Genomic DNA, 21,889 nt, shown 5'->3' on the forward strand with positions numbered 1-21,889 from the left:
TGTTGGCCCGTTAAGTCAAATAAACTTTCGGGTTGAGGGTGGCAAGGTATTCCTTTTGCCACCCCTCGCTCTGCCAACATAAATTGTACCGATTTTCTGTATGCTGAAATGTATATGCGGTTTTTAAAAGGTTTATATATAGTTTTAAATTCCGTTTTCAATGATGAGGGAGCGGACTGGAAAGTTTCTCTATTTGTGTAGGCCTATTAATATTTGGTCTCGTATTAAATCTATAGCTGAATTGTTTAGTCCCAGCACTTTTCGTTTTTCATAGCGTACGCTGGGTGCTCCGCGTTCAGCTCTGTCACTTAAACCATACTGGTGTATGTTCGCGATTCGTGCGATACGTCCGGTGAAACCCACGGTAACGCTTTTACTATCGCCGTTGACTTTCAAGTATCTCGCGCTTGGCAGCTTTTTGAACATTGCCAACTTCCGGCGAATCCGCCCTCTTTTCGCGCGCAGGTTCCGCTGCTTACGCGGCGCAAACTTAGTTCCGTCTGGGTTTTCCTGCGCAATTACTCGCCTCTGCTGACTGCGGCGCAGCTCCTGCCCAATACTTCGGGAAAGTTTGCCTCGCTCACCTGGCTCCAGCCGATCCAACAGCACTGCGGCCCAGGTCTCCAGTGCTTCCAGATTATTCGCCATCTGGCACTCTCCATTCGCTGGTGTTGCCCTGGCTCCCAGGCTTCCAGTTCGGATCGAGGTATTCCGCCACATACTGCGGTTCGTTCGGATGCTTCACGGTGGTGTTGCCCTGATCATCTTTTCCGACGACCACCCGCTCTGTCAGCGGCAGGGTAATACTGAGGTCCACTTTGGTTTTGTCGAGGATGTCGGCTTCGAACTGGATACCGTCTTTGACCTTATCCAAGTTTTCCAGCAGATCGGACTGGTTGACGCTCAGCCAACCCAGGATGGGCAGGATCACGCTATCGGGGTGACCGGCGAATTCGGTGAGGATGATCTGCAGGTCAAAGCTGTACTCAAACGACAGGGTGTGTGCGGCGGTGCAACGGACCTTGCCGTTGTCGATGAATATCAACAGACGGTCGGGGTCGTGCTTGAAATCGGGGACGGTGGCCAGGAGGTGAGCGCGTAGGCTCTCGGGCTTGTTCATGGGTTGGCCTGCTGGTGTTTGTAAACCATGTCGACCTGTGCCGCGCAGTCGGCCCAGGCGGCTTCGGCACGGTCTTGGTCGGTCAGTAGGTCACCGTTTTTGAGGGGGCTGGTCGCCGGCAGGTGGCATGGCACCACGGCCGGACAGCCAGTCACGATAAGCTGCGGCGCCGGTGAAGGCGGGGCGCTCGCGCAGCCGGCGAGCAGCGTCAGGCAAAAGCTGAGCAGCCCAGTCACGCAGTTCGGAGTTTTCACGTTTGAGTTCCTCTATGGTGCGGGCGCGTGTCGCCAGGCTCTGGCGTAGCTGATCCTGCTGGGTGCGCAGGAGGGACTGTGCATCCCTTTCCTGTTTCAGGGTGGCAGTGAGGGTGTTGGCGGTTTTCAGGTTGCGGGCGGCGTCGTCGCGGGCGGTCTTTGCCGCATCTTGCGCCCGCTCGGTTTTGCCTTCAGCGACGTCGATGCGTGTTTCCTGGACCCAGATCAGCAACGCCAGGGCGCCGAGAAGTGCGAGGCCGTACAGGGCCTGGCGCAGGGTGCTCACGCGCGGTACCAGCCGAGTTTGTTCATGGCAGCGGCGTCGAGCTGCTTGATAGGGCCGCGCACGATCACGGCCCGAGCGCCGTCCATCAACTGGATGGCCTCGGCCAACAGCAACATATCGTCCTGTTCGGTCGACTCAGGCACCACCAGCAAGTCACCGTCCTGCACCCGTAATTTCTTCACCGCGTCGAAGTCGATCATGCCGCCACCCCTTGCCCGCACTCGCAGCCGGCGTGCCGCTCGTAGGCACGCTGGAGCTTGGTGTCGTAGAGATTCCGCAGGTAATCCGGGCCGTTGTAGAGCTTGGCGAACTCGGCCCATTTGCGGGCCTTCAGCGCCTTGTGTAGCACTGGGTCGGTTTCAATGAAGCGGGTGAAGGCGTCGAACTGCTGCGATTCGCCGGCACTCATTGCCGCCACAAAGTCCTGCACGCTGGCATAGCCGAGGCGCTTCCAATGGAACCCCATGATCTGGAAGGCGCCCCAGGACGCCGACTCCAGGGCGGCGGTGTCATCGATCAGGCGGGCCATGGCCAGGCGCTGGTGCTCGAAGGTACCGCCGATGTATCCACCGGGTTTCGGGTTGACCAGGGCAGGGTTGGCGGTGGCGAGTTGGTCGGCGTGCCGCTTGAGTTCGGCTGGGTCATCGCCGGCATGCTGAGGGGCGGCGAGCTGGCGGTACATGATGTGCCGTTCGAACAGGATCACCGGCTTGCCGTTGTCGAGAAAGCCTTTGCCCTTGGACTCCACCTCATTGACCGCGTAGATGCTCGCCAACGGGACGTCGAGGCGTTCGGCTGCGGCCACCAGGTCATGGTTGCGCAGCAGCTGGGCGCAGTCGCCGCCTGCGAGACTGGTTTGCGTCTTGGTGCCGGCGACGCCATCGGCGACTAGGCCGGCCTTCACCTGGTAGGCGCGGACGGCGGTTTCGGTGGCGTTGCCGTACTCACCGTCCGCCACCAGGTTGGCACCGTACTTGTTGAGGTTCTTTTGCAGGATCAGCACTGCTTGCGAGCGATCCCCGTGGCGAAGGGTTGTCATAGTTGCTCTACCTTTCGGTTGAAAAACTTTTTGGCCGCTGCCCGCGTACCTTCGACGCCCAGCAACCCGATCACCCCACCGAAAAAAGGCGCAGTGGACGTCGGGATACCGAGCAATGCCAGGCCATGGCTAGCCGCCAGGGCCAGCGTGCCGCACAGCGGCGCCTCGATCAGCATACGGCGCAGGGTGCCGCCGCCATACATGATCCGCAGGGCCGCGATGACCAAGGCGAGGACCCCGGCGTAAAGAGTCGGCCAGTTTTGTTCGAGCCAGGCGGCGAGCCAGGCCCATGTGTCGGGACGGTCAGGCATGCGCTTCATTCCGTTGTCCAGGGTTGGTGGGTTCAAGGGCTTGGTGCCACGGTGTCAGTCCCATAGCTGCACCATCTGCCGCTGAGGCGCGCTGGTTTGAGCTTCGGGCATGTTGACGACAAGGCCTTGCGGCAGGATTGGGCCGTGGTCGGCCAGGCCGGGGTTGGCCTCAAGTACGGCTTCGGTGACCCCCGCAGTGCGGCCGTAGAACCGCCAGCAGAGGGCGTCGACGGTGTCGTTTTGATTGGTGCGGACGGCGACGGGCATCAGATCAGCTCCACGGTAGTGCGGGTGCGACCTAGGAAGTCGCGCACAGCCCAGCGCAGGTCGCGTCGGTAGTCGTCGATGTTCGGGGTGATTGCTTCGGCTTTGTCGCTGCCGGTGTTGGTGGCGCTGTAGTCGCGGTAACGCTCGCAGACTTCGGCGCCGGTGCCGGCCTCAATCGCACGGCGGTACAGGTGAACCTTTACCGATACGCCCTTGATGCGATCCCCCGGCACGTCAGCCAAAGTGGCGTAGCCAGTGGCCTGTTGGCGGATTCGCCATTCGCTCAGTTCGTTGTTGAGATTGATCGCGGCTGCGATCACTGCGGTTTCCAAGCGGGCCGGGGTGACGCTGGCGTCGATGCGCAGCGAGGCGCGCAGGCCGTCCAGATCAATCGAAGGCCAGAACGGGTCAGTGTTGATATGCCCGCTTTCGACTGTGCCGCTGGCTACAAATGCGCTCATGACTGCACTCGAAAATAGATCGCCGGTGGTCGGGGCTTCACGTTCAGGAGGAGCGGCCTGGCCGATCCGCCCCGAGCCGGCGGGGTGCGTGGGGACGCTCAGTTAGCTGCATGCTTCTAGGTAGAAGGTGCAGCGTGTTTTTTCAGGAGGCGCTCAGCGCTGTCCAAATCCTTCTTGCCGCCGCAACCGTCGTGCAGCTCGATCGCCCGCTTGAGCAGATCGATACCGGCCTGAATCTGTCCGGGCTGGCCTGGCTCCTCGGCGGTGATGCCATCCAATGTCGCGCGGCCGGTCGCCAGGTACAGCTTGGCTCGGGCCTGGTCGGGCATGTCTTCGGCGTCGGTCAGTTCGACAGTGCGGTGCAAGATGCTCAGGTCGAAACTGCCATTGGCCTTCTGCGCTTTCAGCGCGGCCGTGGCGATTTCTTCCGCCACCAGGCAACCGGTGGTGCGTTCGAATCGGTCTGGCATGATCAGCTTGTGCTTGAGCACGTAGTCGGCGATGTCCAGGGCACCGCTGTAGTCCTCGACGTCAACGCGCCAGACCATGACGGTGGTCATGACGTCGTCCTGAGCACCGTTGCCTGCTGCAAGTACTCCCTCGACATACGGGATGTACTCGGGCAACAACTGTGCTTTGAGTGCAGCCTTGCCCTCGTTGGACTGGATGGCTTTCAGGCGCAGCCGATCTTGCAGCAGCTGATTCAACTGGTGCTCGTATGCAGTGGCGCCGGCCATGGATTGCTGTGGTGCCGTTTTCGCCGCTTCCATTGCCGCGCGTGCGCGGCGCTGGTGGGCTTGGGCGATGCTGAGTGCCATGGGGTTAACCCTCGCTGCCTGCGTCTTCAACCGGCGTGATGTTTTCCAGCAGGCAGCCCAGGCCATATTCCTCGACCACATAAGCTTCGTTCGACGATTCGAAGTTGCTGACGCGGTTCCACTCCGGCTCTTCCTTGAGGTAGCGGCGACGCCCGCCGATCTGCCAGTACACCGACAGGTTGGCGAAGGTAGTGATGAGGATCGTGCCTTCGGGAATGTACGGCACCTCGTACAGCGGCAAACCACCGACGCGACGCTGGGAGATGATCAGGTCGCTCGCCAGGGTGTTGGTCGCGTCTTGGTCTTTGTTGACCAGGGCCAGGAACTTGTCGTGAACCAGTTCGCGGCCGGTCAGTACCACCAAACCAGGGTTGCGGCGGTACCAAGGGTCGAGCAGCTGGATGGCGTCGTAGACCAGGGCATCGATGTTCTTGAAGTCACCGGTTTTGCCGATTGTGATCTTGCCGGCGACGGCGCCTTCCTTCAGCACTCGGTCGGGTGCGTGGGTGCGGTACTGCTGGAGCCAGCCGATATTGACGTCTTCCAGCAGCGGGTGCGCAGTGCGGTCGGTCTGCTCGGCAGCCGAGGTGCCGTAGAAACCGATCTGGATACGGTCGAGCGCCTGACGTTGGGCGATGGCGCTGGACAGGCGGGTTTGGAAGTCCGGGAACTTGGCCCAGGCGTCGAGCTGTTTATAGCTGACGAAGGTGTCGAAGTCGGTTTGTTCGGCCTTGTACTTGTCGCTCGACAGAGTGCCGATGCTGCGCGGCTCACGTTTTTTGACGTTGGTGTTGGTACGGCTGGCAACGGTGCCGCCCACGCCCAGGCCGACCTTTTCGCCTTCCTGTTCATCGACGCCGATTACGTTGACCTTGGTCAGGAACTCGCTCGACTCCTGAATCTTGGTTTCCAGGCGCTGCTGGATGGTTGGGTCGACGCTGAATGTGGCGGTGGCCGATTCAACGCCGTTGAGCAGTGCGACCTGGCTGAGGTAGCCGGTGAAGAGTTTTCGAGTGTCGTTACGCATGGGTGTCTCCGATAGTGGGCTGGGCGGTGTAGGCCGCAGGTCAGAACTCAGCCAGGGCTTGTTTGCCGCCGCCGGTTACCGGTGGGCGCTGGGTTTGGGAGTGGTCTTGGGTTTTTCCGAGGGTGGTTTTCAGCTCGACCAGGTCTTTGCTGAGCTGTTCAACCTTGGTGTTCAGTTCTCCGGAGAATTTCTTCTCGGCAGCCAACTGATCGGGCAGATCCTTGACGTGATCGGCAATCGCTTCGACGGCCTGGCCGATCTGGGCGAATTCGGCATCGTCCTTCGCCTGTTTGCCGCCGAGCAGTGCCTGCACCTTGCTGAAGAGTTGGGCGCCGAGGCTGGGTTTTTCTTCGATTTCTTCAAACTGGAGTTCGGTTTCCACCGCCTCGGTGAACATCGACGTCGCGGAGTAATGACGGTCTTTGAATGGGCTGGATTCTGGCTTCTGCGCGGAGAAAGACAGTACATCGGTGCCCAGGCTGGCCGGGGAGTCGGTTACCGCCAGGCCGACGATGTAGGCCTCGCCGGTGTCCGAAAAGCTGTCGTCGATTTCGATCGAGGTATAAATCTTCTGCTTGGCCTTGTTCATGGCGATCAGATCGGGCGTCGGCTCGACCTGGGCGAACAGGGCCAGCTTCTTCTGGCCGTTGATTTCCACTTCTTCGGTCTTGACCGCGAGCACGTCACCGTAGGCCTTGAAAGGGCTGTCGGGCAGCAGGCTACGGAAGTGCTCCAGCCAGATGCGAGCACCATAGGTGGCTGGATTGAAGTTCTTCGCCGCCTGTTCCAGCCAGCTGCGTTTGATGGTGCGCTTGTCAGAGGTAGCGCCCTCGACGGCGACGCGGAACCAATTACTGCGGAATTTCTTCATGCCGGGAATCCTCAATGCGTTGGGCGCTAAGTGCGTTGCAATGAGGGGCATGGTCGTGACGCGCGCGAGTTGCGGCAACGGGACGGGATTGTAGAGAGCGGGACTACAAGGGGCGGCGCTACTGACTCGCAGGCGTGGGCGGCAGCATCGCGGCCATGACTACGACTGAACTGCTCCCAATCGATCCCCGACGCCAATCCAAGTTCCTGTATTGGATGGGTTGGCGTATCTGCGAGATTGCCGAGGCTACGGGCGAAAAGGAAAAAACGCTACATAGCTGGAAGGCCCGCGACGAGTGGGACCGGGCGGATAACGTCGAGCGCATCGGTGGGGCGCTGGAAGCGCGCCTGGTGCAGTTGATCCTCAAGGAAGGCAAGAGCGGCGGTGACTTCAAAGAGATCGACCTGCTGCACCGGCAGTTGGAGCGACAGGCTCGCATCCAGCGCTTCCAGGGTGGCGGTACCGAAACCGAACTGAACCCAAACCTCGCCAAGCGCAACGAAGGGCCGAAGAAGAAGACGCCGAAAAACGACATCAGCGAAGACCAGATCGAGCAGCTGCGCGAAGCGTTTATCGATGGGTGTTTCGACTACCAGAAAGACTGGCACCGGGCGGGCAATCAGCGCACCCGCGTCATCCTCAAAAGCCGGCAGATCGGCGCCACTTACTACTTCGCCCGAGAGGCGTTTATTGATGCGCTGGAAACCGGGCGCAATCAGATTTTCTTGTCCGCTTCGAAGAACCAGGCCTACTTGTTCCGTGGGTACATCCAAGCGTTTGCTCGCGAGGTCATCGGCGTCGAGTTGACTGGTGATCCCATTGTGCTGCCGAACGGCGCCGAACTGTTTTTTCTGGGTACCAACGCGCGCACGGCCCAGGGCTATCACGGCAATTCTACTTCGACGAATTCTTCTGGACGTTCAAGTTTGAGGAGCTGAACAAGGTTGCGTCGGGTATGGCGATGCACAAGAAGTGGCGCAAAACCTACTTCTCGACGCCGTCGACCATGGCCCATGAGGCCTACACCTTCTGGACGGGCGAGCGCTTCAACAAGGGCAAGCCGGCGGCGCAACACACCAAAGTCGACGTATCCCACGGGGCGCTTCAGCAGGGTAGGTTCTGCGAAGACCGGTTGTGGCGACAGATCGTCACCATCCTCGACGCGGAGCAGGGCGGTTGCGACCTGTTCGATATTGAAGAACTGCGGCGGGAGTACAGCCCGGAAGCGTTCGCCAACCTGCTCATGTGCGAATTCGTCGACGACGGCGCGAGCATTTTCCCGCTGACGGTGTTGCAGCCCTGCATGGTCGACAGCTGGGTCGAGTGGGCCGAGGACTACAAGCCGTTTGCGATGCGGCCGTTTGGCGACCGTCAGGTTTGGGTGGGTTATGACCCGGCGGAAACCGGCGATTGCTCGGGCCTGGTGGTGGTCGCACCGCCTCTGGTACCAGGGGGCAAGTTCCGGGTGCTGGAGCGTCACCAATTCCGAGGCATGGACTTCGCGGCGCAGGCGAGCGTGATCAAAGCCGTCTGTGACCGCTACTGGGTGACGTACATCGGGATCGATGTCACCGGTCTGGGCAGCGGCGTGGCGCAGCTGGTGCGCCAATTCTTCCCCAACGTCACCACGTTCAGCTACTCGCCCGAGGTCAAGACCCGCCTGGTGCTGAAGGCCTACGACGTGATCCACCGGGGTCGGCTGGAGTTCGACGCCGGCTGGACCGACATGGCGCAGTCGCTGATGGCGATCCGCAAGACTATCACCGCAGGCGGTCGCCAATTCACCTACACCGCCGGCCGCAACGACAACACCGGCCACGCCGATCTGGCGTGGGCGCTCTTTCACGCATTGCACAACGAACCGCTGGAGGGGCAGACCACTGCCAATACCGGGCGGATGGAGATTTTTTGATGTCGAACCGCCGCAGAAATACCAAGCAAGTGGCCCAGGCTTCCACGGTTGCAACGCAGGAGTTCATTCCGCGCAGTGATAGCAAGATGGAGGCGTTCAGCTTCGGCGATCCGTCACCAGTGTTGAGTGGCCGAGAGGTGTTTGATTATCTGGAGTGCTGGTTTAACGGGCGCTGGTACGAGCCGCCTCTGTCGCTGAACGGGCTGGCACGGTCTGTGGGTTCAAGCGTGCACCTTCACTCGGGACTGATGTTCAAACGCAATTTGCTGAGCAAAACCTTCATTCCACACCGGCTGCTGTCGCGGGCAGCGTTCGAACAGTTCGCCCTGGACTTCCTCTGCCTGGGTAACGGCTATCTGGAAGGGCGGCGCTCGATGCTCGGCCCGGTGCGCGAGCTGGTACCGCCGCTGGCGAAGTACATGCGCTCGGGCAAGGACGGCCGGCAGTTCATGGTCCAAGGCTGGAAGGAAGAGCATGAATTTGAACCGGGCACCGTTTTTCACCTGCGGGAAGCGGATCTACACCAGGAGGTGTACGGCCTGCCCGAGTGGATTAGCGCCTTGCAGTCGGCGTTGCTGAATGAATCGGCCACGCTATTTCGGCGTAAGTATTACGAGAACGGGAGCCATGCCGGCTTCATCCTCTACATGACCGACGCCGCGCAGAACGAAGCGGACGTCGATTCACTGCGCAAGGCGCTGAAAGACTCCAAGGGGCCTGGCAACTTCCGCAACCTGTTCGTGTACTCGCCGAACGGCAAAAAGGACGGGTTGCAGATCATCCCTGTCAGCGAAGTGACGGCCAAGGATGAATTCAATTCGATCAAAAACCAGACCCGCGACGACGTGCTGGCCAGCTTGCGCATTCCGCCGCAGCTGATGGGCATCGTGCCGCAGAACGCGGGTGGGTTTGGTTCGATCAGGGAGGCGGCGCAGATCTATGCAGCCAATGAACTGGAGCCGATTCAGGCGCGTATGGCGCAGGTGAATGACTGGCTTGGGGAGGAGGTCGTGCGTTTCAAACCCTATGAAATACCCGTGGGGGCATAAGCGCCCCCTACGTAGTAGTTTAGATAGTTACTAATGCAACGGTTTTCGATAAACAATACTCGGCTCTTCAGCTATTTTTTTTGATGGCTGGAGAACATAGGAAAAAAACTTCGCTGGCTCTTAAACTTAAGAATATCGTTAACCGTAATGGTATTCGACTTTCTTCGAGTGCCACCGGTTGGAGTGATCACTTCTATTTCTGAGCTTTCTATAATTGCAGCATGTACGTCGTCTGTGTGTGCTGGAGTCTCGTTGTATATGCTTGCATAGAAGTCACTAACGACAACGGCATCACCAGATTCTGAAATAAGTCTCGGTATATCCTCCAAAAGCTCGTTTCTTGCATTCTCTCTGTCAGAATCTGCAAAAAGATACAAAGAGCCATCTTCAGAAGGGTCATAAGAGAGCATGCGTAGCCCTGATCGACCGAAGTGCGCCTGAGCATTACTGTTGTCATGCAGAATATTGTTGTAAACCTGTCTGGCTTTATATGAGTTGGCAAAGTGAATAAGCCAGTATCTCCACCCGGACGGGTTGTTGATGGAGAAAGGGCTTACGTATGGTGCGCACTCTTTAAATGCTTGGAAGACTAACCGTTCAGCTGTTCCTAGCCAGCTATTCTTATTCATTTGGCCTTCCAAGGCCTTCAGGTCACTTGCCTCCAGCCCAACCGTAGAGAGCTGATTTGATACCATCTCTGGCTCAGATTTTCTTAGGAATGAGACCAGTGCTTCGATCGCAAACGTATAAAATATTTCTGCGGAAGGGTAGGAGCGGGTTATATCCAGTATTGTTTTTCTTTCTACATGGCTGTGCCCGCATTGATCTAGATTGAACAATACGTTTCTATAGCGGTATTTAGATAGCAGCTCTTTAATTTTTGGGTAGACTTGTTCAAATGGTTCGCTAAAGTACTCTGTTTGTATTTTTAATTCCACGCCGCTTGCATTGATTTCAGCGAGTAATGGAGCTAAGTTTTCTTTCAGTAATTCAGTTACATCTTTATCTGCATCATTCAAGATTAAAAGGCACTCAAGAGCTACGAGTCCAAGACCCTGAGAAGCGCGGTTAATATTGATGAATTTCAGAGCATGCTTGAGTTCTTCGATGAAGATAACCGGGGAGCCAGCTGACCCACATTGATAGCGACCACCACCGGAAAATCCATCAATAACAGCAAGGCGAAATTTTGCTTGCTGCGGTATTTGACAACGCACGGTCAAATATTGAAAAAAATACTCTTTCAATATTTTGTGTTTTTGTCGGGAGTGGTCATCCAGAACAGCACCACTTCGCCACTCATATCGTTTTTCTGCCATTCGCTCAAAATTTCCCTATCTGAATGAGGCTTGCTGCGTAGAACTTATAATAGTTACAGGCATTTCGTCCCACGTTCTACCACGGTATTCCCTGCCGTTGTCTTTTTTTGATCGTTTGGTGTTGTCTTTACCCCAGGCGCCCCATTGTTTGAAGAAAAATGCTGTTTCGCTTATTAAGCACTGTTCGTAGATTTCGTCAATCCACTCTTCTTTAATAGGGCGAGCCGAACGTCCGCTCTCGCCACCAACGATTGCCCAGTCTATATCCTGTAAATTAACACCGGCTACGGAGTCAATCAAAGGCTCAAAAGAAATGAATCTGATCGCTGCTGGAACTTTTCGCAGACTTTCAATTCGATCTAATACATCAGCGTTTTCCACGCTTGTGCCAATCCAGACGTTCGGAAGAATCGTCTTTATTTTTTTGGAGATTATATCCTCCATGCGATCTGGGCGTTTAGTTAAAATCTGGTAGCTATGCCGTGGAGTCTCGCGCATAACATTCCAAACGCGCATGATGAATTCATCACTGACCTGCTCATGGAACAAGTCACTCATGGAGTTAACGAAGATCTTACGAGGCTTTTTCCATGTGTATGGAATAGCTAAGGATTTTTCATCCTCTTTCACTACGCCATTCCAAACTGTACGTTTACCAACTTGCCTGGTCAGCCCTGCATATTTCTCAACATGCATTGACTCAAGGCGCTTTGCCATTTCCATGGCATAACAGTTTTTGCATCCGTCGCTGATAATTGAACAACCTGCAACAGGGTTCCATGTGGAGTCGGTCCACTCGATTTGGGTCTCAGCCATTTCTACACCTGCACGATCGGTTCTGCATCTGATAGGCGACGGTGAAGATATCTTACGTGGATAGTAGGCAAAATACTTTCCGAAACCGTCTCTCGCGCCATTATGCCCAAAAACGATCACGACTGCGTCAATCTGTTTTTTCGTACGTAAAAACGCTGACTGAGCCGCCCATGAGGCGGCTTTTTACTGTTTAGGGATTGGCCTTTCTCATAGTAGAAACGCTGCCTTAGACGACGAGATTTTGCCCATCAGCGGAATGAAAAAACCATCCCGACATAGCATTTACGAGGTGTCACGGAAAATTATAAGGCCGTTCGAGTTAATCAATACAGGGCTTTTAGGTGTGTGAGTCTTTGCCGGCACTGGCATCGACTGGTGGCGGTCAGACTGGCCTTGGGAGGTTGGCGTGCCAAAAGTCGATTTTCGGGGAGTTGACGTGCTACATGACAGCCCGTCACGTGCGTCAGTATCTGGCGCGCGCCGTCGTCCCCCCACCTCGCCTGCGGGCTAAATGGGTCTTTTTTTCTGCGCCCCTGCGAACCACTCCCGGCGGCTTAGGCTGGGCGCTTGCTTGGCGTTGTTGGGAGGTTAAAAGCCTGCGGAACCCTGCACCGAGGGGGGGTATTTCAAAAAGAGTAATTTCAGTAACCACGTCTGGGTAATGGGCTGGAGGCCGCGTATTCCGTGGGTTTCGGTATTACAAAAAGGAGTAACAGAGGAGTAATTGAAAAGGTAATTGTTTTACAAGATATTGTTTTTAAAGGGTTTTTATAAAAATGAGAATTACATTTATAAAGAGTAATCAGATTACTTCAATATTACTTAGAAATTACCTTTTTGCCTAAATGTAAAAGCCTTTAATTTCAATGACTTAAGATTTAATAATGGTCCGGATTACTTATGTTACTCTTTTTTTTAGGCCGAAAATTTTTGGGTTGTGTTTCGTTCTTATGTAGGTGCGTACGCGCGAATGGACGTTTTCACTGATGTGTTTCACTTTGGCTTATGATCGTTGGCCTTACTTGGAGGAACATGAAAATGGTGCAAAGCAAGGACGGTGCATTGGGTGATCGTATGGTCATAGCTGGAGTGCTCATCACTGGGCTGGGTACTATCTTCAGCTTCGTAGGTCTGACTCATGGTTATTGGCCAGGCCTGGTTAGTTTGGTTTTGTCCGGCGTAATCGGTTACTGGTTAAGTGCTGTTGGCGCGCGCAAGTCAGGTCGCAGTGTATGGGGCGCCATTAAAGAGCTGACGAATGCCACTGAGCGGGTCGCGGAGGATTGGACGCTGGCACAAATCATCCCGGTCCAAGATTACGCGCCGCCAACTGCTATCTTCGTTCGCCTGCATTTTCAGCTTGAAGCGCAGAAGGTAAATATTCCACTGAAGATAAAGGTAAGCACCGAGCCCGATGGGTATGGGATTTCGGCTGAGGACAGCGGCGAGTCTGGAGAGCTGGAGTTAATGCTTGGAGGCGCAGAATATATACACTGCTTCGTATCGCATCCCTCTATTAAGTTAACTATCAGCCGCAAGGGATACACAGATAATTTTTAAGATGCGAACAATCAGGCGCAAGCTCAATTCCCGCATTTAAGCGTCAGTTACCGATCGATAACTTCCATTTAGGGAAGGCCCGCCCCTTTTAATCGAGCTAAGCCCTGTTTGATATAGCCGCGGTGCCACCAATCGTGTGAAGTGTTCCCCGAACATTTTCACCCAATTCTAAAGCGTTTTGCCGCTCAGCCCAGAGAGTCAGTTCCATCACTGCCGCCTCTAACGCCAGCTGGTTTTCATACATTCTTTCCAGCATATCTTTCAGTGAGTATTCGCTCGCCATCGAGATAGACCTGATTCTTAAAAATTCAATCATAGCAGGGGAGATACTGGGAATCGGATGCGCCAGCGGGGAGTTAGGATTTGTCATCAGTCACGCATGGCTGGGTACGAAAGTAGTACTAGCTATTCTTGGGTAAGGCTGCACGGTACACTTGAGGGAACCTCTAAAACTTAGGCGTTCCAATCCATATGTGGGCTTTTTAAAAAAGCAGCATCTCTGTCAGTATTTTGTGCGCAGTGTAAATACTATAAGCATCAAGGATTCGGGCTAGACATGTTTTTTATCTAAGATAGAAATTATGTGAGGTGTCAAGAGTGAAATAGGTGTTAAAGACTTATTTCACTTCTTTGGCCGTGTGTGAAAAACAATTAGCGTGGGGTCATTGGAAATCGTCTATCGCATCAAGCAATGTAGGTAAGTCTGTGTATGGATTTAAGTGGTGTGGCCTCGTTCTTCCGTGCACCGCAGCGGCTTTTACCGTAGCATTCATACTCTCCGCGCGTTCCCGAGCGGTCTGTATTCGAGGTTTTAAAATAGCATAGGTGTCGACATTGCCCTTTTCATAATCTTTCTTTGAGGCTTTTTTGAACTCGCGAGCAAGTGGGCTTCTCTTGATGAGATCGTCATAAGATCCGTATGGAGCTGCACTAGCGACGAAGTGTAGTAAAATCCACTGTTCAAAACACACCGTTGAAAGGGCTATTTTAACGCCAGCGGCTCCAGCTTTATCGTATGCTTCGTCATGCAACTCTTCAGAATATTTTGCTACTGACTCTCGGTCAAATACTACCCAAAATATATCTCCTGCTGGACAAGATGCGCTATTTTTGCGTTTTATCGCTTCCTCAACAAGTTGAACTGGAGTGTTTTTCCTGGTTGGTTCGATCTGTATGACACGCTTCCTATCAGTCCGGGGTAAGTCTTGTATGTATCTGTTTATGTAATAGGGTTCGGTTTTTTCACCCTCACAATAAATGTGAAATACGTTAGGGAGTGCCCTGACTTTCTTAGACCGAGGTTTCGGCATTATAAGGCTCCTTCAATTGGTTTTTTAGGAGCTCGATCAACTTTCATATTATGCTTTCGCACTTCGCTGAAGATTTTTGTAATTTGGGCGTAGTTGATATGCGGGAGAGCCCCAAACCTTCCTTCGTCGTACCAGTTACCAAATGGGCTACTGGTTTTTACGTCGCTCTTGTCGAATTCGTCTAGAGAATAAATAGACGTCGCGCCATTTTTCTTATCGGCAAACCAGATTTGATCTCTTCTAAATAGGTTTGGGCTCATAAGGTTTATGTTGTGAGTCGAGAATATTAACTGAGCATTATTGGTGTTGATAAGGGGGTCGTTAAAAAGCTTTATGATTAGCTCGGCGATGTGAGGGTGGAAGCTATTATCTAGCTCATCCAAAATCATTATATGGCCGTTTAAGAAGCCATTAATAAGCATCGGAAGCAAGTTGAAAAGCTTTCGAGTTCCATCGGACTCTCTCTCCTCCTTGAAAAGAACTACACCACCTTCTTCTTTTTCATGGGCGAAGACAAATGAATATTTATTTTCCTCAATAAAGGCTCTTCTAATCTCTTCAGGAAAGCTTTCTAATTCTTTGGGTGAAAAGTTTAAGCTTTTGTTTTCGCGTTTTGCAATTTTTTTTACGCCTGTATCTACGCTGCACAGCAGGTCTGAGATTATTTTTACTAATGAGTCATGCTCGTACAAGTTGAGCATCTTTATAGTTTGTGTTGAGCCTAAGTGTGTCATGGATCTGAAATAATTATATATGGATCTAATCATCTCTGAGGCTGCAGCATTGTTGCCTGCTTTAGATAAATAAGTGTTGTTTTCGAAGAAAGGTATTTTCTTGGTTCCGCCCTTATAGAGGCCGCCAAAACTTATGGTTTCCCAAGAGTCTTTCTCTTCGCGTTTGAAGATGTTTGCTTTTTGGCGGGATGGATAGAAATCCAGGCTTTCTGTTAATATTTTCTGTTTGTTGTAACTTACGGCGTATACGTATCTAAGGCCGTTGCATGCAAATTCCACCTCAAATGAGGTAGGTGCTGATTTAGTAGTTTCTGATAAAGCATAAGGTTCATAGCAAACTATCTTTTCACCTTCTTTGAGATCGCCCGAATCGACTACCAACCATTGTAAAGCAGCGAATGCGAGTAGGACGTTCGACTTTCCTGATGCATTCGCGCCGTATAGACCAGCCGTTTTGAGAGTCCCCACTTTGTCATTCGCAGGGTAGGCGATATTGTCTAAAAGATGTGTTTTCGGGTTTTCAACGCTCAAGCTGAGCAACTGCTCCTGCTTCAACGACCTGAAATTTGTGATGGTAAAATCTATGATCATGGGTTTCTCGTCTTTTCTAGAGGGCATTTTCGGAAGTTTTCCGAGAAAAATGCCCTGAATAAACGATTAAACACCTTTTTTATTTTTTTTCAAGGGCTCACTGAATTGCCGTAAAAATTTGCTGAGAATCAAGCATGAGCGTCTTTTGCTGCTCGGAGGGAGCCTCCATAGCAGGGCTGTGGCTTACCGGCGGAAACCTCGTCGCTGCTAGCTACCTGAAATCGGTACGTTTTAGTCGGGCCAAGCCTTGCTTGATATGGCCTGCATTTTCACCAATTGTGTGAAGTGCCCCACGAACATTTTCACCGAGTTCTGTAGCGTTTTGCTGTTCAGCCCAAAGGGCCAGTTCCATCACCGCGGCCTCCAAGGCCAGCTGATTTTGATAAAAACGATCCAGCACGTCCGCCAGTGAGTACTCGCTTGCCATGGTATACGTCTCATTTCGAAAGAGATTAAGCATAGGTTGCTATGGCCACATCACAAGTGATCAGGCTTCACTGCTTGAGAAAAGTATTGGTACGAAAGTGGTACGCATCGTTTTGGTTGGCTCTGAAGGCCACGTATTACAAGGTCCACTAAATTAGAAGTTCCAATCCATCATCGGGGCGACGGAAAAGCGGCGGGAGAGGGGAGCGGTTTGTGGGGGCATTGGGAATCTGAGTCAACGAGGCGAATGGTGGGCAGTTTATCAGGGATGGATCCAGGGTGTGGGAGAGGCTTGTTTTGTGGCAACCCTGCCGCCTTACCCCAAGAAGGCGGCAACCTGCCCCCCCCTTTTGGCTCAGCAGTTAGCAGGCTTACTGCGTCGGCAGCGCTCAGAGCAATAACGAACCTCCTCCCAGCAGCGCGCCCATTTCTTCCTCCAAGTGAAGGGAAGGCCGCAGGTAAGGCAGGTTTTTACTGGAAGCTCACTCTTTTTCAAAACTGTTCACCTTCAACTGGCTTGCGGGTACCCACGTGGCGATCTAATGACCGTTGGCTTTGCGACCTCCCTCATTAGCGCCTACTGCCATAGCCGCGCAAAAACGCTCTAGGTAAATCGCGAGGCCCACTGCAGAACATACGCATCATGATGATAGCTATACGCTATCATGGCGGTGCGTATTGCTAACTGGATGACCTTTCTGCGTCGACGTATCGTCAAGGCATCAAGCGTAATGGGCTGGTAGTACCGTTCGCGTCTTCCAAATCAACAAAGGCCTGTACAGGTCATATTTTCGAGCTAGCCATGAAGAAAACGCTGTCGTTGGCCACACGCATAGGGCTTAGTTTCGCAGCGATCCTGGCGCTGCTCATGTTGATAACCGCCATCGGCATTCACCGCGTTGCGTTCATTGACTCCACCTTGGAAGACGTTAGCGAAAATGCCGCCAAGGTGCAGCGCTATGCAATCAATTTTCGAGGCAGTGTCCATAACCGAGCCATCGCTATTCGGGATGCTGTGCTGGTGACAACTGATACGGATTTGGCAAAACACTTATCGGAGGTCACAGCCTTGGAAAAGGCCTACTCCGACTCGGCGGCTCCAATGGATCAGTTGTTCAAGGGCGCAAGCGTAACCGGCGAGGAGGTTCGATTACTGAGCGCTATCAAGGACATCGAACAACAAACCCTTAACTCCACCAGGGCGGTGATCGCCCTGCGCCAAGCGGGTGACATACCTGGAGCTCAGGCGCTGCTGATGCGTCAAACGTCTTTGGATTACAGTGAGTGGCTGAAACGCGTCAATGCACTGATCGACTACGAGGAAGCATCAATCAAGGCAAAGCTGGGCGCAGTGCAGGCAACCGCCAGTCAGTTCAGTACGCTGATGCTTATTGCGACAGGTATTGCTTTGCTGCTGAGCATCACGTTGTCGGCTGTAATTATTCACTTCGTTAAATCCACTCTGGGTGCTGAGCCCACAGACGTTGCATTGGCCATCGAGCGACTGGCAGCTGGTGATCTGAATCAGACGATTTCCACAGATTATCCCGGCAGTGTGATGGGCGTCCTGAAAAACGCGCTAGGCCATCTCGGAGAGACTATTCAGCAAGTACGTAAGGCGGCCCAAGAGGTCAATCACTCCTCCACCCAGTTGTCTGCCGCATCATCGGCTAACAATGAGCAGACCAGCTTACAAACCCGCGAAGCCGAGCAGGTGGCCGCAGCCATAATGCAAATGGCCGCGACTGTTAATGAAGTCTCTGGATATGCCGCGCAGGCAGCTGACGCCTCCCGGTTGGCTGATACTGAAGTGGGAAGTGGGAACAAGCTGGTTGCAAGTACCACGCTTGCCATTGAACAGTTGGCAGTAACGCTTGAGCAAACCACTGCTACCGTGAACCAGGTGTCCAAACACAGTGAAAGTATCGCGTCAGTGATCGACGTCATCAACGCTATCGCCTCGCAAACCAATTTGCTTGCCTTGAACGCTGCCATTGAGGCAGCGAGAGCTGGGGAGCACGGGCGTGGGTTTGCGGTGGTAGCTGACGAAGTACGTTCTTTGGCCAATCGTACACAGCAGTCGACCGAGGAAATTCGGGAGATGATCAGTACGCTGCAATCGGGTACCGAAACGGCATCCCAAACTATGCGCGATAGTTGCGAGCTAGCGAGCCAAACGGTCACACAAACCCGCAGTGCGCAGCATGCATTGGCAAGGATCAGCGAGCAGGTTGCCGCAATCAGTCATATGAACGCCCAGATCGCGAGCGCCTCCGTGCAGCAGAGTAGCGTGACCGATGAGGTCGCTGAAAATATCAACCGCATTCATGGTTCGACTGTTGAGTCTGCCAACGGCGCGCGCCAAGTGGCGGCAGCTAGCATCGAGCTATCAGGTTTGGCGGATCGTCTTACCGCTAAAGTGGCGTTCTTCTCTGCGGCTTAGTGGATTCAGGACAGCTTTTCACTGCTGCACTGACGTCTATGCGCGACTGCTGGGCTACTCAGAAGTTTAACTGGCCACGCAGGATTCTCGGTCGAAGTAAGACAGAACATGCCAACTTATCTTAATGGGGCTGCTACATGGAGTCTTGCTGAGGGCGTCTGCATGCCGTCAGCGGGGGCTGTTTCCTTCACGTTTTCGAGTGAATGATAGCTGGCTACCTGTGAGCCTCATCCACTTTGAACTAATCATTACCAGCGTCCCCCTAATGCCGTGAAGGTTGCCTCAAGCCCAGGTTTATTCTGGGTTACTCAATCACACACGAAGGTTTGGTGAATCATGAAGAGCGAACAGGTAGAAGGTGTTGTTGAAAAGGTTGCCGGCAAAGCGCAGAGCGCAGTTGGGAAACTGTTTGGTGATTCGAAGCTGGAAGCTGAAGGTGCTGGTCGGCAAGCAGCTGGACAGCTGACACAAACCTATGGCGACGCACTGGACAGCGTATCTACATTCGTTAAAGAAAAACCAGTTGCGGCAATCGCGATTGGTGCAGTTGCCCTGTTGGTTCTAGACCGTCTTTTTCGTCGCTGAGTGAGGGAGAAGGGACGTTCCGACAGGGGCGTTCCCTTTTGCGTTTATTCACCCCCGCCCCCTAGATTTTTCCATCAGTGGGCTTCTGGGGCGCGGGCAGGTATGCACGACTCAATTCCATCCGCGCACCGCGTCTGAATTACTACGAGGCTATTGGGCCACTTAGCTCGTGGAATGGACACTGGAGGGGCTGTCCCCCAGCAATGAATGCATGCTCACATGCGCAACCTCTCCACTTTCTATCTCTATCAAACTCAACGCACCGTCCGAAAAAGAACAACCCGTATCGATATAAACGACATTGCCCAATGCATGCACATGGGGGACTGTCGAGTGGCCCACATATAACCTATCCAAACCTATGATCGCTGCCTGGTTTTGCTGCTCTATTTTTTCCCTGGCATAGAGTGCGGTTTTCAACGCTAGTTGCTGCGTGGTTTCCCCTCGCATTCCACTGATAGCGTCTTTGGCGTCTTGCCAACTATGGGTAGCACAGGAAAGAAACGCTTCAGCATGGACGATGCCGACTTTTCGACCATCCGCTAAGCCGATCTCAATCATTACTGGGAGCGTTTGCAGTGCGTTGTAAATCTCACTCTGGACACTGGGCGACAGCGCGTAAAGCCACGCTCCGCCGTTTCGCGTGTGCCTGTTGATGTCGCCGCGACCGGAGAGGCAATCCATCAGCATCTGTTCGTGGTTGCCGCGTACGCCGTGAAACCAGGGTTCGCTGAGCCACTTCAATACGTCAATAGAGTCAGGGCCTCTATCAATAAGATCGCCCACACAAAACAGGCGATCCTGTTGGGTGTTGAAGTTTACTTTTTCCATGAGTGAAGCGAGTAGCTTGAAGTGCCCGTGAATATCACCCACTACAAAGTCGCGGCCCTTTGAGTTGGATTCAAATACTTCGATGGTGTACATGTTCAGGGCTTCGATGGGGTGGGCACGGGTGAACTATATCATTGCCAACGTCTGCGAAAACCTGGCATTACCCTCAAATCAGGCAACCTGAACCCTCCCTGTCACCCAGCAAAGTTTCATCATTCCCTTCGCCGTTGAGGTCTACGATCTTGCTCAAGAGAGGACCCTCGCGCCTCCAGTCCACAGGGAACTGAAAATGATCTCGAACCTCGTCAAAGTCGTGATGATTGCTGGCACGTTGCTGTTGGGCGCTTGTTCTTCGGGGGCGTCCGGTGTGAGCAGTGACCCTTGCTTTTCAGGCGGATGCCAGGCGTTTGGTGACCACAGCCCCAGCAAGGCCGCGAAGATGAATTTTGGCGGCAGTGGGCTGGGGAGCAGTTATGGGGAGTACGGGTCGGGGTTGTTGCATGATGATTGATTGGGGGGGCAGTCAGTGGCCGCCCTTCATCCGGCGGGCGATCAGGTAGATACCCAGGCCCACCAGCGCCGTGGCCGCGCCGATATAGCCGGTGCTGGTCCAGCCAAACCCCGCCGTAATCGCCATCCCGCCAAACCATGGTCCCAGCGCATTGGCCAGGTTGAACGCGGCATGGTTGGACGCTGCTGCAAGGCTCGGTGCTTCGTGGGCGATGTCCATCAGGCGGATTTGCAGCGGCGCGGCCAACGACACCATGGTGCCGACCAGGCCCATGCTCAGCAGCACGCCCCATAGCGAGGACGCCGCGAAGGGGAAGAACAGCAACACGGCCATCGACCACACCAGAATCCAACCCACCGCGCGAAACTGCATGCGATCAAACAGCTTGCCGCCGGCGATGTTGCCGATAATCCCACCTACCCCAAATGCCGCGAGGCCGAAGGGAATCCACTGCGGCGACACCTTGGTCACTTCCAGCATGGTCGGCGCCAGGTAGCTGAACACGCAGAACATGCCGGCAAAACCGATGGCACCAATCGACAGGGCCATCCACACCTGGGGTTTGGTGAAGGCGCGCAGTTCCTTGCGTGGGTCGCTGCGTTGTTCGTCGTGGCGATGGGGCACGAATTGCCAGACCAGGGCGACGGTGCACAGGGCGATCACGCTCACCAGTGCAAACGCCGAGCGCCAGCCCAAGTGCTGGCCGAGGAAGGTGGCGATGGGGTTGCCGAGCAGCATTGCGAGGGTCAGGCCCATCATCACCCGCGCCACGGCGCCGGCGCGTTTGTCGTTGGGCACCATGCTGGAGGCGACGACGGCGGCAATGCCGAAGTAGGCGCCATGGGGCAGGCCGCTGATAAAGCGGAACGCCACCAGTGAGCCGAAGGTCGGGGTGAACGCGGTGGCGAGGTTGCCCAGGGCGTACAGCCCCATCAGCAACAGCAGCATATGTTTGCGCAGCAGCTTGGCACCGAGGATGGCCAGCAGTGGGGCGCCCACCATCACGCCGAGGGCGTAGGCGCTGATGGCATGGCCAACTTGGGGTTCGCTTAAGCCCAGGTTTTGGGCGATGTCGGGCATCAAGCCCATGATGGCGAATTCGCCGGTACCGATAGCGAAAGCGCCCACGGCCATGGCCGCTTCCATTTTGGCGGCGCTGCGCGCGGGCAGCACATGCCCGGGAGTTTGCTGGATAGACATGGATCGCCCTGTTGGGAGGAATGGCACGAAGGACAGCCGCCGATGCTACGCACGCTGCGGCGAACCTGTCTAGAACAGCCGTTTACAGCAGAGTTCAATCGCCCTTTGAGATCCGTCTTATTCACCCGTGCCCTTTCGCCCTTTAGGC

The 21,889-nt window shown here is 54.3% G+C and carries 23 protein-coding genes and 4 pseudogenes; 6 read left to right on the forward strand and 21 right to left on the reverse strand.

Annotation, left to right across the window (positions count from 1 at the left end; genetic code table 11):
* Nucleotides 1-189: 189 nt before the first annotated feature.
* From J1G35_RS04820 to J1G35_RS04870, 12 genes and pseudogenes are all read right to left on the reverse strand, one after another.
* Nucleotides 190-648, reverse strand: a complete 459-nt coding sequence (locus J1G35_RS04820; RefSeq protein ID WP_223013840.1) for a phage virion morphogenesis protein — start codon at nucleotides 646-648, stop codon at nucleotides 190-192.
* Complete coding sequence (locus J1G35_RS04825; RefSeq protein WP_223013842.1) at nucleotides 638-1,120, reverse strand: phage tail protein; 483 nt, start codon at nucleotides 1,118-1,120, stop codon at nucleotides 638-640. The genes J1G35_RS04820 and J1G35_RS04825 overlap by 11 nt, the downstream gene beginning before the upstream one ends.
* Nucleotides 1,117-1,302: pseudogene (gene lysC / locus J1G35_RS04830) on the reverse strand (Rz1-like lysis system protein LysC); the annotation flags it as partial. The gene J1G35_RS04825 and the pseudogene lysC, both read right to left, overlap by 4 nt.
* Nucleotides 1,220-1,660 (reverse strand): annotated as a pseudogene (gene lysB, locus J1G35_RS30840) (Rz-like lysis system protein LysB); the annotation flags it as partial. The pseudogenes lysC and lysB, both read right to left, overlap by 83 nt.
* Complete coding sequence (locus J1G35_RS04835; RefSeq protein ID WP_223013846.1) at nucleotides 1,657-1,860, reverse strand: hypothetical protein; 204 nt, start codon at nucleotides 1,858-1,860, stop codon at nucleotides 1,657-1,659. The gene J1G35_RS04835 and the pseudogene lysB, both read right to left, overlap by 4 nt.
* Nucleotides 1,857-2,699, reverse strand: a complete 843-nt coding sequence (locus tag J1G35_RS04840) for an N-acetylmuramidase family protein (RefSeq protein ID WP_223013848.1) — start codon at nucleotides 2,697-2,699, stop codon at nucleotides 1,857-1,859. Before J1G35_RS04840 ends, J1G35_RS04835 begins: the two co-directional genes overlap by 4 nt.
* A complete protein-coding gene (locus J1G35_RS04845; RefSeq protein WP_186296032.1) occupies nucleotides 2,696-3,019 on the reverse strand; it encodes a phage holin, lambda family in 324 nt (107 codons plus the stop codon). The genes J1G35_RS04840 and J1G35_RS04845 overlap by 4 nt, the downstream gene beginning before the upstream one ends.
* A 45-nt stretch (nucleotides 3,020-3,064) precedes the next feature.
* Nucleotides 3,065-3,277, reverse strand: a complete 213-nt coding sequence (locus J1G35_RS04850) for a tail protein X (RefSeq protein ID WP_223013850.1) — start codon at nucleotides 3,275-3,277, stop codon at nucleotides 3,065-3,067.
* Entirely contained in the window at nucleotides 3,277-3,738 is a 462-nt protein-coding gene (locus J1G35_RS04855; RefSeq protein ID WP_223013852.1) for a head completion/stabilization protein, read from the reverse strand. Before J1G35_RS04855 ends, J1G35_RS04850 begins: the two co-directional genes overlap by 1 nt.
* Before the next feature lie 116 nt (nucleotides 3,739-3,854).
* Nucleotides 3,855-4,556 carry a terminase endonuclease subunit gene (locus tag J1G35_RS04860; protein ID WP_141605808.1) on the reverse strand — a complete coding sequence of 234 codons (702 nt, stop codon included), beginning with the start codon at nucleotides 4,554-4,556 and terminating at the stop codon, nucleotides 3,855-3,857.
* Nucleotides 4,557-4,560: 4 nt separating this feature from the next.
* Entirely contained in the window at nucleotides 4,561-5,583 is a 1,023-nt protein-coding gene (locus J1G35_RS04865) for a phage major capsid protein, P2 family (protein WP_223013854.1), read from the reverse strand.
* Between the two features lie 40 nt (nucleotides 5,584-5,623).
* Nucleotides 5,624-6,454, reverse strand: a complete 831-nt coding sequence (locus J1G35_RS04870) for a GPO family capsid scaffolding protein (protein ID WP_220172442.1) — start codon at nucleotides 6,452-6,454, stop codon at nucleotides 5,624-5,626.
* Nucleotides 6,455-6,609: 155 nt separating this feature from the next.
* Here J1G35_RS04870 and J1G35_RS04875 point away from each other — a divergent pair.
* A pseudogene (locus tag J1G35_RS04875) lies at nucleotides 6,610-8,366 on the forward strand (terminase ATPase subunit family protein).
* Entirely contained in the window at nucleotides 8,366-9,415 is a 1,050-nt protein-coding gene (locus tag J1G35_RS04880) for a phage portal protein (RefSeq protein ID WP_223013856.1), read from the forward strand. Before J1G35_RS04875 ends, J1G35_RS04880 begins: the two are co-directional and overlap by 1 nt.
* Before the next feature lie 71 nt (nucleotides 9,416-9,486).
* Here the strand turns inward: J1G35_RS04880 and J1G35_RS04885 are convergent, their stop codons facing one another.
* Both J1G35_RS04885 and J1G35_RS04890 read right to left on the reverse strand, forming a co-directional pair.
* Entirely contained in the window at nucleotides 9,487-10,734 is a 1,248-nt protein-coding gene (locus tag J1G35_RS04885; RefSeq protein WP_223013858.1) for a three-Cys-motif partner protein TcmP, read from the reverse strand.
* 15 nt (nucleotides 10,735-10,749) lie between these two features.
* Complete coding sequence (locus J1G35_RS04890; RefSeq protein ID WP_223013860.1) at nucleotides 10,750-11,550, reverse strand: DUF5131 family protein; 801 nt, start codon at nucleotides 11,548-11,550, stop codon at nucleotides 10,750-10,752.
* 1,032 nt (nucleotides 11,551-12,582) lie between these two features.
* Here J1G35_RS04890 and J1G35_RS04895 point away from each other — a divergent pair.
* Nucleotides 12,583-13,110 (forward strand): hypothetical protein, encoded by a 528-nt coding sequence (locus J1G35_RS04895; protein ID WP_223013862.1) that lies wholly within the window; start codon nucleotides 12,583-12,585, stop codon nucleotides 13,108-13,110.
* A gap of 68 nt (nucleotides 13,111-13,178) precedes the next feature.
* On the opposite strand, the pseudogene J1G35_RS04900 reads toward J1G35_RS04895, so the two are convergent.
* From J1G35_RS04900 to J1G35_RS04920, 5 genes and pseudogenes are all read right to left on the reverse strand, one after another.
* A pseudogene (locus J1G35_RS04900) lies at nucleotides 13,179-13,393 on the reverse strand (hypothetical protein).
* Between the two features lie 379 nt (nucleotides 13,394-13,772).
* On the reverse strand, nucleotides 13,773-14,420 hold the full coding sequence (locus J1G35_RS04905; RefSeq protein WP_223013864.1) for an RloB family protein: 648 nt from the start codon (nucleotides 14,418-14,420) through the stop codon (nucleotides 13,773-13,775).
* On the reverse strand, nucleotides 14,420-15,745 hold the full coding sequence (locus tag J1G35_RS04910) for an ATP-binding protein (RefSeq protein ID WP_223013866.1): 1,326 nt from the start codon (nucleotides 15,743-15,745) through the stop codon (nucleotides 14,420-14,422). The genes J1G35_RS04905 and J1G35_RS04910 overlap by 1 nt, the downstream gene beginning before the upstream one ends.
* A gap of 211 nt (nucleotides 15,746-15,956) precedes the next feature.
* Nucleotides 15,957-16,172 carry a hypothetical protein gene (locus J1G35_RS04915; RefSeq protein WP_223013868.1) on the reverse strand — a complete coding sequence of 72 codons (216 nt, stop codon included), beginning with the start codon at nucleotides 16,170-16,172 and terminating at the stop codon, nucleotides 15,957-15,959.
* 354 nt (nucleotides 16,173-16,526) lie between these two features.
* Nucleotides 16,527-16,667: a DUF2256 domain-containing protein gene (locus J1G35_RS04920; RefSeq protein ID WP_082340960.1), complete on the reverse strand. Its 141-nt coding sequence runs from the start codon at nucleotides 16,665-16,667 to the stop codon at nucleotides 16,527-16,529.
* A gap of 306 nt (nucleotides 16,668-16,973) precedes the next feature.
* On the opposite strand from J1G35_RS04920, the gene J1G35_RS04925 reads away from it, so the two are divergent.
* Together J1G35_RS04925 and J1G35_RS04930 are read left to right on the forward strand one after the other, a co-directional pair.
* Entirely contained in the window at nucleotides 16,974-18,614 is a 1,641-nt protein-coding gene (locus J1G35_RS04925; RefSeq protein WP_223013870.1) for a methyl-accepting chemotaxis protein, read from the forward strand.
* A gap of 336 nt (nucleotides 18,615-18,950) precedes the next feature.
* A complete protein-coding gene (locus J1G35_RS04930) occupies nucleotides 18,951-19,199 on the forward strand; it encodes a CsbD family protein (protein WP_082340961.1) in 249 nt (82 codons plus the stop codon).
* A gap of 162 nt (nucleotides 19,200-19,361) precedes the next feature.
* Here the strand turns inward: J1G35_RS04930 and J1G35_RS04935 are convergent, their stop codons facing one another.
* Nucleotides 19,362-20,123 (reverse strand): metallophosphoesterase, encoded by a 762-nt coding sequence (locus J1G35_RS04935; RefSeq protein WP_223013873.1) that lies wholly within the window; start codon nucleotides 20,121-20,123, stop codon nucleotides 19,362-19,364.
* A gap of 196 nt (nucleotides 20,124-20,319) precedes the next feature.
* Between J1G35_RS04935 and J1G35_RS04940 the strand changes: the two genes are divergently transcribed.
* Nucleotides 20,320-20,541, forward strand: coding sequence for a hypothetical protein (locus tag J1G35_RS04940; protein WP_223013875.1), 222 nt, complete (start codon nucleotides 20,320-20,322; stop codon nucleotides 20,539-20,541).
* Nucleotides 20,542-20,553: 12 nt separating this feature from the next.
* Here J1G35_RS04940 and J1G35_RS04945 read toward each other — a convergent pair whose 3' ends face one another.
* The gene (locus tag J1G35_RS04945) at nucleotides 20,554-21,741 is read right to left on the reverse strand and encodes an MFS transporter (protein WP_223013877.1); all 1,188 of its coding nucleotides are present in this window, start codon (nucleotides 21,739-21,741) and stop codon (nucleotides 20,554-20,556) included.
* Nucleotides 21,742-21,889 lie beyond the last annotated feature (148 nt).

Source organism: Pseudomonas sp. SH10-3B, from assembly GCF_019891415.1.
Taxonomy (GTDB): Bacteria; Pseudomonadota; Gammaproteobacteria; order Pseudomonadales; family Pseudomonadaceae; genus Aquipseudomonas.

Excerpts from the sequence above, each read along its gene's own strand:
- J1G35_RS04885 (WP_223013858.1), bottom strand. The coding sequence starts at position 10,734 with ATGGCAGAAAAACGATATGAGTGGCGAAGTGGTGCTGTTCTGGATGAC.
- J1G35_RS04925 (WP_223013870.1), top strand. The coding sequence starts at position 16,974 with ATGAAGAAAACGCTGTCGTTGGCCACACGCATAGGGCTTAGTTTCGCA.
- J1G35_RS04940 (WP_223013875.1), top strand. The coding sequence starts at position 20,320 with ATGATCTCGAACCTCGTCAAAGTCGTGATGATTGCTGGCACGTTGCTG.
- J1G35_RS04895 (WP_223013862.1), top strand. The coding sequence starts at position 12,583 with ATGAAAATGGTGCAAAGCAAGGACGGTGCATTGGGTGATCGTATGGTC.
- J1G35_RS04855 (WP_223013852.1), bottom strand. The coding sequence starts at position 3,738 with ATGAGCGCATTTGTAGCCAGCGGCACAGTCGAAAGCGGGCATATCAAC.
- J1G35_RS04910 (WP_223013866.1), bottom strand. The coding sequence starts at position 15,745 with ATGATCATAGATTTTACCATCACAAATTTCAGGTCGTTGAAGCAGGAG.
- J1G35_RS04825 (WP_223013842.1), bottom strand. The coding sequence starts at position 1,120 with ATGAACAAGCCCGAGAGCCTACGCGCTCACCTCCTGGCCACCGTCCCC.
- J1G35_RS04840 (WP_223013848.1), bottom strand. The coding sequence starts at position 2,699 with ATGACAACCCTTCGCCACGGGGATCGCTCGCAAGCAGTGCTGATCCTG.
- J1G35_RS04870 (WP_220172442.1), bottom strand. The coding sequence starts at position 6,454 with ATGAAGAAATTCCGCAGTAATTGGTTCCGCGTCGCCGTCGAGGGCGCT.
- J1G35_RS04850 (WP_223013850.1), bottom strand. The coding sequence starts at position 3,277 with ATGCCCGTCGCCGTCCGCACCAATCAAAACGACACCGTCGACGCCCTC.
- J1G35_RS04880 (WP_223013856.1), top strand. The coding sequence starts at position 8,366 with ATGTCGAACCGCCGCAGAAATACCAAGCAAGTGGCCCAGGCTTCCACG.
- J1G35_RS04860 (WP_141605808.1), bottom strand. The coding sequence starts at position 4,556 with ATGGCACTCAGCATCGCCCAAGCCCACCAGCGCCGCGCACGCGCGGCA.
- J1G35_RS04930 (WP_082340961.1), top strand. The coding sequence starts at position 18,951 with ATGAAGAGCGAACAGGTAGAAGGTGTTGTTGAAAAGGTTGCCGGCAAA.
- J1G35_RS04945 (WP_223013877.1), bottom strand. The coding sequence starts at position 21,741 with ATGTCTATCCAGCAAACTCCCGGGCATGTGCTGCCCGCGCGCAGCGCC.
- J1G35_RS04835 (WP_223013846.1), bottom strand. The coding sequence starts at position 1,860 with ATGATCGACTTCGACGCGGTGAAGAAATTACGGGTGCAGGACGGTGAC.
- J1G35_RS04865 (WP_223013854.1), bottom strand. The coding sequence starts at position 5,583 with ATGCGTAACGACACTCGAAAACTCTTCACCGGCTACCTCAGCCAGGTC.
- J1G35_RS04935 (WP_223013873.1), bottom strand. The coding sequence starts at position 20,123 with ATGTACACCATCGAAGTATTTGAATCCAACTCAAAGGGCCGCGACTTT.
- J1G35_RS04820 (WP_223013840.1), bottom strand. The coding sequence starts at position 648 with ATGGCGAATAATCTGGAAGCACTGGAGACCTGGGCCGCAGTGCTGTTG.
- J1G35_RS04845 (WP_186296032.1), bottom strand. The coding sequence starts at position 3,019 with ATGAAGCGCATGCCTGACCGTCCCGACACATGGGCCTGGCTCGCCGCC.
- J1G35_RS04905 (WP_223013864.1), bottom strand. The coding sequence starts at position 14,420 with ATGCCGAAACCTCGGTCTAAGAAAGTCAGGGCACTCCCTAACGTATTT.
- J1G35_RS04915 (WP_223013868.1), bottom strand. The coding sequence starts at position 16,172 with ATGGCAAGCGAGTACTCACTGGCGGACGTGCTGGATCGTTTTTATCAA.
- J1G35_RS04890 (WP_223013860.1), bottom strand. The coding sequence starts at position 11,550 with ATGGCTGAGACCCAAATCGAGTGGACCGACTCCACATGGAACCCTGTT.